The organism is Streptomyces sp. NPDC059875 (genome assembly GCF_042731085.1).
Taxonomy (GTDB): Bacteria; Actinomycetota; Actinomycetes; order Streptomycetales; family Streptomycetaceae; genus Streptomyces.
In genome coordinates this window covers 1-10,343 of sequence record NZ_JBHWJZ010000077.1, presented here as the reverse complement: position 1 = coordinate 10,343, position 10,343 = coordinate 1, and the positions used below count along the sequence as shown (strand labels likewise).

Here is a 10,343-nt window from a genome sequence, read left to right as displayed (position 1 = left end):
GAGCAGAACGCTCCGCGGCCGTCCGCCGTGCGGAGGGGTCGTCAGGTGACGCCGGGCGTCAGGCGGTCGGCGGCGGGGTCGGACCTTCGCCCTTCGGGCCGTCGTCCTTGTGGGCGATCCGGTCAAGGGCGTGCTTGGCCTTGCCGGTGCCCGATTCGATCTTGGCGCTGTACTTGCCCTTGGTCTTCTCGTCGACCATCTTCGCGGCCTTGTCCAGGCCGTGGTCGATCTTCTCGCCGTGCTGCTGCGCGAGATCGGAGACCTTGTCCTTGGCCGGGGCGAGCTTGGCCTTCAGTGAATCCAGGAGACCCATGGGTCACCTTCCCTCCGGTGAGTCCGTCATGCCGAGCCCTGTCTCCAGGAGCTACTTCCGGGCGCTTTCGCCGGCCTCGTTGTCCGCGGCCGCCTCCGCAGACTGCTGCTTCGGGATCTCCACGGCCTCCACCACCGCCTCGGCCACGTCGACGTCCGTGGCGTCGGCCGCCTCCGCGGTCTTGCCGGCCCCGGCACCTTCCGCCGCCTCGGGCGCGGAGTCCACGGCGTCGCGCGCGGCGTCGTCCGCCTCCTCCGCCACCTCCGGCGTCTCCGTCAGGGCGACGGCCTGGGCCTCCTCCGTTGACGCCTCGGCAGCTTCCTTGCCCTTGCGGCGAAACATTGCAAAAACGCCCATTACCACTCCATAGCGTACTCGTGTGGGAGAAGCCCCGCGGCGCCCGGGGCGCCCCATTGCGCCACCCGGCGCAGCCGGTACGGAAACCGGCGGTCGGAACCTCGCAACTGGCAACGAACCCGGTTGCGGGCCGTCACGTCGCTCATTCGGGGACCCGCCGGGAGGTTTGCGAGACTGGGGCGGTGAGAAGTGCAGCTCCCGCCCCGCGGGTCATCGCCGTCGTCGGTCCTACAGCGGCCGGAAAGTCCGATCTGGGTGTATTTCTGGCCCAGGAGCTCGGCGGCGAGGTCGTCAACGCCGACTCGATGCAGCTCTACCGAGGGATGGACATCGGTACCGCCAAGCTGACGCTCGAGGAGCGTGGGGGCATCCCGCACCACCTCCTCGACATCTGGGACGTGACGGAAGCCGCCAGCGTCGCCGAGTACCAGCGCCTCGCGCGCGCCGAGATCGACCGGCTGCTCGCCGCGGGCCGTACCCCCGTCCTGGTCGGCGGCTCCGGCCTGTACGTGCGCGGCGCCATCGACGCGCTCGAGTTCCCGGGCACCGACCCGGCCGTACGGGCCCGCCTGGAGGCGGAGCTGGAGGAGCGCGGTTCCGGCGCCCTGCACGCCCGCCTCGCCGCAGCCGACCCCGAGGCGGCGCGCGCGATCCTGCCCAGCAACGGCCGCCGTATCGTCCGGGCCCTCGAGGTCATCGAGATCACCGGCAAGCCCTTCACGGCCAACCTGCCCGGCCCCGACCCGGTCTACGACACCGTGCAGATCGGTGTGGACGTGGAGCGCCCCGAGCTCGACGAGCGGATCACCGCGCGCGTGGACCGGATGTGGGAGGCCGGGCTCGTGGCGGAGGTGCGCACGCTGGAGGCGCAGGGGCTGCGGGAGGGGCGCACGGCCGCCCGCGCGCTCGGCTACCAGCAGGTGCTCGCGGCGCTCGCGGGGGAGTGCACCGACGACGAGGCGCGCGCGGAGACCGTGCGCGCCACCAAACGCTTCGCGCGCCGCCAGGACTCGTGGTTCCGGCGCGACCCGCGGGTCCACTGGCTGAGCGGTGCGGCGGAACACCGCGGGGAACTCCCGGGGGAGGCGCTGGCGTTGGTCGAACGAGCGGTTACAGCCTGATCACGTGATGGCATCGGGACGCCTTGCCCGTCATTCCAGTGGTCCTCGGCGTGCCATCATCGAGCATCGATCGACCAAGTGGAGTCCGAGTGGGAGGGCGCGTGGCGATGGAGGCCGGCCCTCGCGACAGAGAACAGCAGGACGCGATCCGGGGCGAAGCCCCGGGTGACGCACCCGGTTTGAGCCCGGACGGTCCGGACGACGCCGAAGGCACGTCCGTCGAGGTCGACGCCGACGAGGTCGAGGTCGAACTGCGGCCCCAGCGTCGACTGCGGATCTGGCAGCTCGCACCCATCGTGGGCCTCGCCGCCGTCGGCTCGCTGATGTTCGCCTTCCCCCTCGCCTTCGGCTCCGGCGAGGGCGGCGCCGTCGTCGCCATGCTGGGCCTGCTGATCAGCTCCTGCGCGGCCGGCTGGGGCATGATGGCCGCCCGCAAGGTCGGCCACACCTGGCCCGGCCTCCCCGCCCGCAGCTCCGGCGAGCGGCCGAGGTGGCGCGTGATCGCCCTGTACGTGTTCTTCAGCGCGCTCCTTGTCGTCCTGGCCGTCTGGCGCGTGGCCCGCCTCCGCTGACCCCGGTGCCCCGCTGACCCCGATGCCCCGATGCTGCGGGCACCCGGAACGCCGCCGGTACCGTGGACCCTCGAGGCCGCTGTCGGAACCGACCCGTACAGTTGATCCCGTGACCACCACGCAGACCTCGCCACTCGCATTCCTCAAGGGCCACGGGACCGAGAACGACTTCGTGATCGTCCCCGACGCCGACAACGCCGTCGAGCTGACCGCGGCGGCCGTCGCGCGCCTGTGCGACCGACGGGCCGGTATCGGCGGCGACGGGCTGCTGCACGTGGTCCGCAGCGCGGCCCACCCCGAGGCCCGAGCCATGGCCGACGAGGCCGAGTGGTTCATGGACTACCGCAACGCGGACGGCTCGGTCGCCGAGATGTGCGGCAACGGAAGCCGGGTCTTCGCCCGCTATCTGGAGCACGCGGGCCACGTCACCGCCGGCGAGATCGCCATCGCCACCCGCGACGGCGTCAAGCGCGTCCACCTCGACAAGGACGGCTCCGTCACCGTCTCCATGGGCCGCGCCCGCCTTCCCGAGGACGGCGTCACGGTCACCGTCGACGGCCGCAGCTGGCCCGCCCGCAACGTGAACATGGGCAACCCGCACGCCGTCGCCTTCGTCGAGAGCCTCGACCACGCCGGCGACCTGCACTCCGAGCCGCCGTACGCCCCCGCCGAGGTCTACCCGGAGGGCGTGAACATCGAGTTCGTCGCCGACCGCGGCCCCCGCCACGTCGCCATGCGCGTGTACGAGCGCGGCGCCGCCGAGACCCGTTCCTGCGGCACGGGCGCGTGCGCCGTCGCCGTGGCCACCGCCCGCCGGGACGGCGCCGACCCCGCCGTGAGCGGGACGCCCGTCACGTACACCGTGGACATCCTCGGCGGCACGCTGATCATCACCGAGCACCCCGACGGGGAGGTCGAGATGACCGGCCCGGCCGTCATCGTCGCCGAGGGCACGATCGACCCGTCGTGGCTCGCCGCCGGAGAAATCGAAACAGTCAACGACTGATCCGTCGCTCGAATGGGTGATCCGGTTCACGCTGGGCGAGAGCGGGACTGCGCTGCGTGGTGGGGTCGGTAGCATCAAGCACCGGCCCCGGCAGGCACGCCTTGCCCGCCCACCGCCGGTCGACGCCGCCGGAGGTGCCCCATGAGCGCAGAGGCCACCAATCCTGTGAGCGCAGCGGAGGCCACCGGCCCCGACGCTCCCAGCCGCAGGCGCGCCCGTCCGAGGATCGATCTTCGCCGGCTGGGCCGCGCCGCTCTCCTCGGTCCCGCCACCAGGGACCGGCTGCCCGATGCCATCGGGCATGTCGCCGATGCGCACCGTGCCCACCACCCCGATGCCGACCTCGCCGTGCTTCGCCGGGCGTACGTCCTCGCGGAGTTCTCGCACCGCGGACAGTTCCGCAAGAGCGGCGAGCCGTACATCACCCACCCGCTCGCGGTCACCCTGATCCTCGCCGAACTCGGCGCCGAAACCACGACCTTGACCGCCGCCCTCCTCCACGACACCGTCGAGGACACGGAGGTGACGCTCGATCAGGTACGCGAGCAGTTCGGCGACGAGGTCGCCTATCTCGTCGACGGCGTGACCAAGCTGGAGAAGGTCGACTACGGCGCCGCGGCCGAGCCCGAGACCTTCCGCAAAATGCTCGTCGCCACCGGCAATGACGTCCGGGTCATGTCGATCAAACTCGCCGACCGGCTCCACAACATGCGCACCCTCGGCGTGATGCGTCCCGAGAAACAGGTACGGATCGCCAAGGTCACCCGCGACGTCCTCATCCCGCTCGCCGAACGGCTCGGCGTCCAGGCGCTCAAGAGTGAACTGGAGGACCTCGTCTTCGCGATCCTTCATCCCGAGGAGTACGAGGACACCCGGGCGCTCATCGCCGAGAACACCGGCGCGGGCGACGCGCTCGCCGCCATCGCCGACAGTGTCTCCGCCGTCCTGCGCGAAGCGGACATCGCCGCCGAAGTCCTCGTCAGACCACGGCACTTCGTCTCCGTCCACCGCGTCCGCCTCAAGCGCGGCGACCTGCGGGGCAGCGACTTCGGACGACTCCTCGTCCTCGTGGGCGAGGACGCCGACTGTTACGCCGTCCTCGGTGAACTCCACACATGCTTCACCCCGGTGATCTCCGAGTTCAAGGACTTCATCGCGGCCCCCAAGTTCAACCTGTACCAGTCGCTGCACACCGCCGTCGCCGCCCCTGACGGGGCCGTCGCCGAAGTCCTCATCCGTACGCACCAGATGCACAAGGTCGCCGAGGCGGGCGTCGTCGCGCTCGGCAACCCGTACACCCCTCCGACGGGCATCGACGGCGCCGAGCCGGCCGAGGACGGGGAGCGCGCCGACCCCACGCGCCCCGGCTGGCTCTCCCGGCTCCTCGACTGGCAGGAGGCCACCCCCGACCCCGACACTTTCTGGACCTCGCTGCGCGCGGACCTCGCGGAGGACCAGGAGATCACCGTCTTCCGCGCCGACGGCGGCACTCTCGGCCTGCCCGCCGGGGCGAGCTGCGTCGACGCCGCCTACGCACAGCATGGAGACGCGGCCCACGGCTGCCTCGGCGCCCGCGTCAACGGGCGCCTGGCGACGCTCAGTACGGTCCTGAACGACGGCGACACCGTGCAGCTGCTGCTCGCCCAGGACACCGCGTCGGGGCCCTCTCCCGAGTGGCTGGAGCACGCCCGTACCCCCGCCGCGCGCATCGCGATCACCGCCTGGCTCCAGGCCCACCCGGAAGCCGTGAAAGCGCCGGCGGCCGATCCGCGCCCGTCGGTCTCCTTCACCGCCGACCGCCGGTCGGGCGCCAAGCTCCACGCCGACCTGCCGGACGTCACCGCCACCGCCCCTGCCACCGGCGCCGTACGGCCGGCCGGTTGCTGCACCCCCGTACCCCCCGACGAGATCACCGGCTTCCAGGTCCGCGGCGGATCCGTCACCGTCCACCGCACCGGCTGCGCCGCCGTCGACACGATGAGACGGCTCGGGCGCGCGCCCGTCACCGTGCACTGGGGCGACACCGCCGAGTGCCGCGTCACGCTCGTCGCCGAGTCCTTCGGCCGCCCCCGGCTCCTCGCGGACCTCACCGAAGCCATCGCCACCGCGGGCGTCGCCGTCGTCTCGGCGACCGTCGAGCCGCCCAGCGAACAGCGGGTCCGGCACACGTACACCCTGCAACTCCCCGACGCGGCCGGGCTGCCCGCCCTGATGCGGGCCATGCGGGACGTGCCCGGGGTGTACGACGTGAGCCGCGCCCGGCACCCCGCCTCGCACGGGGAGTGACGTCAGTAGGCCGCCGACGTCAGCGTGTCGGTGACGTCGGAGTGCGGGTGACGTCAGCCCAGGCGTGACCCCTTCGGGTGGCGGGCGAGCGCGCCGCCCGGGGGAGCGGCTGACGCACTGGTAGCCGTAGCCCATGCCGCTCACACCCCGAAATCCCTCCCCACGCGCGCGGTGGCTGCGTTCCGCCGTCCTGGTCGCCGCCTCCGCCGGACTCGTCGCCGCCGCCCTCCCCGCGCCCGCGCCGCTCGGCATCGGAGACCCGCTCTTCCCCCACCTGGGCAACCCGGGCTACGACGTCGTCTCCTACGACATCGACCTCACCTACCGGGGCAAGAACACCGAGACCCTCGCGGCCGTGACCCGTATCGACGCGCTCGCCACCGCCGACCTGGAGCGGATCAACCTCGACTTCACGCACGGCAAGGTCGCCTCCGTCACCGTCGACGGCGAACCGGCCGAGTTCGTCACCAGCGGCGAGGACCTGGTGATCACCCCCGCCCGGCCGGCCGAGAACGGCGACGCGCTGGCCATCACCGTCACCCACACCAGCGATCCCACCGGCCCCACCGACACCGGCGGCTGGGTCCGCACCGGCGACGGGCTCGCCATGGCCAACCAGGCCGACGCCGCCCACCGGGTCTTCCCCTCCAACGACCACCCCGCCGACAAGGCGTTCTTCACCTTCCGGATCACCGCCCCGAGCTCCCTGACGGCCGTCGCCAACGGCCTGCCGGAGGGCCGGACCACCGACGGGTCCACCACCACCTGGACCTACCGAACGACCCACCCCATGGCCACCGAGCTCGCCCAGGTCTCCATCGGCCGCACCACCGTCGTCCACCGGACCGGACCGCACGGGCTCCCCCTGCGGGACGTGGTGCGCACCGCCGACCGCGACCTCATGGAGCCCTGGCTGAAGCGCACCCCCGGCCACCTGGAGTGGATGGAGCGCCAGGTCGGCCGCTACCCCTTCGAGACGTACGGACTCCTGGTGGCCGACGCCGAGACCGGTTTCGAGCTGGAGACCCAGACCCTCTCTCTCTTCGAGAGAAGGCTCTTCACCGAGCCCGCGTACCCGGAGTGGTACGTCGACTCGATCATGGTCCACGAGCTGGCCCACCACTGGTTCGGCAACAGCGTCTCGCCCCGCGCCTGGTCCGACCTGTGGCTCAACGAGGGGCATGCGAGCTGGTACGAGGCGCTGTACGCCGAGGAGACCGCGAAGCAGTCCCTGGAGCGGCGCATGAAGGCTGCCTACGGGGCCTCGGACGGCTGGCGGGCGACCGGCGGCCCGCCGGCCGCCCCCGAGCCGCCCGCGCCCGGCCAGAAGATCAGCCTCTTCCGTCCCGTCGTCTACGACGGGAGCGCCCTGGTCCTCTACGCCCTGCGCCAGGAGATCGGCAAGGACGCCTTCCAGCAGCTGGAGCGCCGCTGGGTGAGCGAGCACGCCGACTCCACCGCCACCACCGCCGACTTCACGGCGCTCGCCTCCCAGGTCGCGGGGCGTGACCTCACGTCGTTCCTCGCGGGCTGGCTGTACGCGAAGAAGACCCCACCGATGCCCGGACACTCGGACTGGCGCTCCCGCCCGGCCGGCGAGGTCCGCAGCGCCGGGAAACCGGGGTGACGGGCCCGGGCCGACCGTGTCACCATCGTCAGGTCGACGACGCGGCCGGCCCGGGAATCTTTCCGAGCCGTCACACGTTGTGATCGACGCAACGACTTTCCACGGACGTAAGGATCAAATGACCTCCTCTTCATCCCCTTCCCAGGACGAGCAGAGCTTCGCGGAGACGAGCCGCACCGAGAGCCTTCGGGCCGATGCCCTGATGGAAGAGGACGTCGCCTGGAGCCACGAGATCGACGGAGAGCGGGACGGCGATCAGTTCGACCGCTCCGAGCGCGCGGCCCTGCGGCGCGTGGCGGGCCTCTCCACCGAGCTCGAGGACGTCACCGAGGTCGAGTACCGGCAGCTGCGCCTGGAGCGCGTCGTGCTGGTCGGCGTATGGACCTCGGGGACCGTTCAGGACGCGGAGAACTCCCTCGCGGAGCTCGCGGCCCTCGCCGAGACGGCGGGTGCCCTGGTGCTCGACGGCGTGATCCAGCGCCGTGACAAGCCGGACCCGGCCACCTTCATCGGTTCCGGCAAGGCCCGGGAGCTGCGCGACATCGTGCTCGAATCCGGCGCGGACACGGTCGTCTGCGACGGCGAGCTCAGCCCCGGCCAGCTCATCGCCCTCGAAGACGTCGTCAAGGTGAAGGTGGTCGACCGGACCGCCCTCATCCTCGACATCTTCGCCCAGCACGCCAAGTCCCGAGAGGGCAAGGCGCAGGTCGCGCTCGCGCAGATGCAGTACATGCTGCCGCGACTGCGAGGCTGGGGTCAGTCGCTCTCCCGTCAGATGGGTGGCGGCGGCGGTGGCGGCATGGCCACCCGTGGTCCCGGTGAGACCAAGATCGAGACCGACCGGCGTCGGATCCGCGAGAAGATGGCGAAGATGCGCCGGGAGATCGCGGAGATGAAGACCGGCCGGGACATCAAGCGGCAGGAGCGGCGCCGTCACAAGGTGCCGTCGGTCGCCATCGCCGGATACACCAACGCAGGCAAGTCCTCGCTGCTCAACCGGCTGACCGGCGCGGGTGTGCTGGTGGAGAACGCGCTGTTCGCCACCCTCGACCCGACCGTGCGCCGGGCCGAGACGCCCAGCGGCCGGGTCTACACCCTGGCCGACACCGTCGGGTTCGTACGGCATCTGCCGCACCACCTGGTCGAGGCGTTCCGCTCCACCATGGAGGAGGTCGGCGACTCCGACCTGATCCTGCACGTGGTGGACGGCTCGCACCCGGCTCCGGAGGAGCAGCTCGCCGCCGTGCGCGAGGTGTTCCGGGACGTCGGCGCGGTGAACGTGCCGGAGGTCGTGGTCGTCAACAAGGCGGACGCGGCCGACCCGCTCGTCCTGCAGCGGCTGCTGCGGGCCGAGCGCCACGTGATCGCGGTCTCCGCCCGTACGGGCGAGGGCATCGAGGAGCTGCTCGCGCTCATCGACGCCGAACTGCCGCGGCCGCAGGTCGAGATCGAGGCGCTCGTGCCCTACACCGAGGGCGGTCTGGTGTCCCGGGTGCACGCCGAGGGTGAGCTGCTCTCCGAGGAGCACACGCCGGAGGGCACGCTGCTCAAGGCGCGCGTGCACGAGGAACTGGCGGCGTTCCTGACGCCGTACGTACCGGCCGCGCACTGACCGGTTCGCTCATGCGGAAGGCCCCGCCCCCCTCAGGGGGGCGGGGCCTTCCGCATGACGTATCAGAGGCGCCGGGTCAGCGGGCGAACTTCTTGCTCACCATCTCGTGCGCGTCCTTCGCGCCCCTGCCAAGCAGCGGTCCGGCAAGCCAGCCGTTGCCGCCGGCCGGGCCGATCGAGGTGTTCGACACCAGCGCGGTCGTTCCGTTCGGCAGCGCACGGAACCAGCCGCCACCGGACGAGCCACCGGTCATCGTGCAGCCGATGCGGTACATGGTCGGCGTGGCCGGGGCCGTGGTGACCCGGGTAGCCCGATCCAGGCACTTGTGCATGATCAGGCCGTTGTACGGAGGCGCCGCCGGGTAGCCCCAGGCGCCCACCGTTCCGGCCTGCGCGGGCGTCGGCGCCGAGAAGTCGACCGGCAGTGCGGCGCCGACGGTCTCCTCAAGCGACTTCTTGCCGCGCGCCGGCTGTACGTGCAGCACGGCGTAGTCGTACGGCCAGGCGGCGTTCGTGCCGCCGCGGTTGATCCACTCGCCCGAGGTCACGGCCCAGTCGGCCCAGTACTGACCGTAGGGCGCTTCCTCGTGCGGCTTGGCGTTGCGCAGCGCGGACGGCGACTTGCCGAGGTCGTTGTAGGCGGGGACGAAGGTGATGTTGCGGTACCAGCCGCCCCGCTGACCGGCGTGGACGCAGTGGCCCGCGGTCCACACCATGTTGGACTTCCCGGGCCGGCGCGGGTCCTTCACGATCGTGCCGGAGCAGACCATGTGGCCCTGGGGCGAGTCGAAGAAGATCTTGCCGACCGGCGCCGCGTTGCGGTGGTACGGCGTCTTCTCCCGCTGCGCCTGGACGGGCCGCGGCGTGGGGTCGCTGCCGCCGGAGCCCGCCGTCGTGGCCATCGTCTGGTCCGGGCTCTTCGCGGACTGCATCCGCTGGGAGTCCCAGAGCCCCTCGATCACCGGGTTGACGAAGTCCTCGGCCTCACGGAGCCACGTGTCCGTGTTCCAGTTCTTCCACTCGCCGTTCTTCCACTTGTCCGGGTCGACGCCGTGCTTCTTCAGCTTGTCGGCGAGGTCCTTGGGGAGGGCGGCATCGCCGCCTCCTGTGGTGGAGGCGGAGGAGCTCGCCCCCGCCGCGGGCTTGTCGGCCGCCGGTGTCTCGGTCGGGCCGCAGGCCGTGGCGGTCAGCGCGAGCGCCGAGGCCAACGCGGCGAAGGCCGGTATGAGTCGTGTGGAGCGCATGAGAAGAGATCCCCCAGAGGATGTTTCCCGCGTCGGGGCGAGGCCACGGACCGAATGCCATGGTCGCTTGCCATGAACGCGTCACTTGCGGTGCACAGTATGCCGGTAGGGAGGGGGTGGGGCCCCCCCCGGCCCCCCCCCCCCCCAACACCTACCCCATCGCGCCCCGCAAAAATTTAGTAACACCGAGGAGAACCCCAAACCCC

The 10,343-nt window shown here is 71.7% G+C and carries 9 protein-coding genes; 6 read left to right on the top strand and 3 right to left on the bottom strand.

Translation table 11 applies throughout. From position 1 onward, the window contains the following. Positions 1–58: 58 nt before the first annotated feature. Together ACFV9D_RS38705 and ACFV9D_RS38700 are read right to left on the bottom strand one after the other, a co-directional pair. Positions 59–313 (bottom strand): antitoxin, encoded by a 255-nt coding sequence (locus ACFV9D_RS38705; RefSeq protein ID WP_385157773.1) that lies wholly within the window; start codon positions 311–313, stop codon positions 59–61. Between the two features lie 51 nt (positions 314–364). After that, entirely contained in the window at positions 365–670 is a 306-nt protein-coding gene (locus ACFV9D_RS38700; RefSeq protein WP_385157770.1) for a hypothetical protein, read from the bottom strand. 182 nt (positions 671–852) lie between these two features. Here ACFV9D_RS38700 and miaA point away from each other — a divergent pair, with 182 nt between their 5' ends. The 6 genes from miaA to hflX all read left to right on the top strand — a co-directional run bounded on the left by miaA (position 853) and on the right by hflX (position 8,894). Continuing rightward, positions 853–1,791, top strand: coding sequence for a tRNA (adenosine(37)-N6)-dimethylallyltransferase MiaA (gene miaA / locus ACFV9D_RS38695; RefSeq protein ID WP_385157767.1), 939 nt, complete (start codon positions 853–855; stop codon positions 1,789–1,791). 107 nt (positions 1,792–1,898) lie between these two features. Continuing rightward, the gene (locus ACFV9D_RS38690) at positions 1,899–2,363 is read left to right on the top strand and encodes a hypothetical protein (RefSeq protein ID WP_385157776.1); all 465 of its coding nucleotides are present in this window, start codon (positions 1,899–1,901) and stop codon (positions 2,361–2,363) included. 109 nt (positions 2,364–2,472) lie between these two features. Then, positions 2,473–3,369 carry a diaminopimelate epimerase gene (gene dapF / locus ACFV9D_RS38685; RefSeq protein WP_385157764.1) on the top strand — a complete coding sequence of 299 codons (897 nt, stop codon included), beginning with the start codon at positions 2,473–2,475 and terminating at the stop codon, positions 3,367–3,369. A 141-nt stretch (positions 3,370–3,510) separates the two neighbouring features. Continuing rightward, positions 3,511–5,655: a RelA/SpoT family protein gene (locus tag ACFV9D_RS38680; RefSeq protein WP_385157761.1), complete on the top strand. Its 2,145-nt coding sequence runs from the start codon at positions 3,511–3,513 to the stop codon at positions 5,653–5,655. Positions 5,656–5,788: 133 nt separating this feature from the next. Next, positions 5,789–7,282 carry a M1 family metallopeptidase gene (locus ACFV9D_RS38675; protein WP_385157758.1) on the top strand — a complete coding sequence of 498 codons (1,494 nt, stop codon included), beginning with the start codon at positions 5,789–5,791 and terminating at the stop codon, positions 7,280–7,282. 118 nt (positions 7,283–7,400) lie between these two features. After that, positions 7,401–8,894: a GTPase HflX gene (hflX, locus tag ACFV9D_RS38670; protein WP_385157755.1), complete on the top strand. Its 1,494-nt coding sequence runs from the start codon at positions 7,401–7,403 to the stop codon at positions 8,892–8,894. A gap of 76 nt (positions 8,895–8,970) precedes the next feature. Here the strand turns inward: hflX and ACFV9D_RS38665 are convergent, their stop codons facing one another. Beyond that, entirely contained in the window at positions 8,971–10,137 is a 1,167-nt protein-coding gene (locus tag ACFV9D_RS38665; RefSeq protein WP_385157752.1) for a trypsin-like serine peptidase, read from the bottom strand. Positions 10,138–10,343 lie beyond the last annotated feature (206 nt).

Bases quoted from the DNA above. Each gene is read 5' to 3' on its own strand.
- ACFV9D_RS38680 (WP_385157761.1), top strand. From the start codon at position 3,511: ATGAGCGCAGAGGCCACCAATCCTGTGAGCGCAGCGGAGGCCACCGGC.
- ACFV9D_RS38705 (WP_385157773.1), bottom strand. From the start codon at position 313: ATGGGTCTCCTGGATTCACTGAAGGCCAAGCTCGCCCCGGCCAAGGAC.
- ACFV9D_RS38700 (WP_385157770.1), bottom strand. From the start codon at position 670: ATGGGCGTTTTTGCAATGTTTCGCCGCAAGGGCAAGGAAGCTGCCGAG.
- ACFV9D_RS38665 (WP_385157752.1), bottom strand. From the start codon at position 10,137: ATGCGCTCCACACGACTCATACCGGCCTTCGCCGCGTTGGCCTCGGCG.
- ACFV9D_RS38675 (WP_385157758.1), top strand. From the start codon at position 5,789: ATGCCGCTCACACCCCGAAATCCCTCCCCACGCGCGCGGTGGCTGCGT.
- ACFV9D_RS38690 (WP_385157776.1), top strand. From the start codon at position 1,899: ATGGAGGCCGGCCCTCGCGACAGAGAACAGCAGGACGCGATCCGGGGC.
- hflX (WP_385157755.1), top strand. From the start codon at position 7,401: ATGACCTCCTCTTCATCCCCTTCCCAGGACGAGCAGAGCTTCGCGGAG.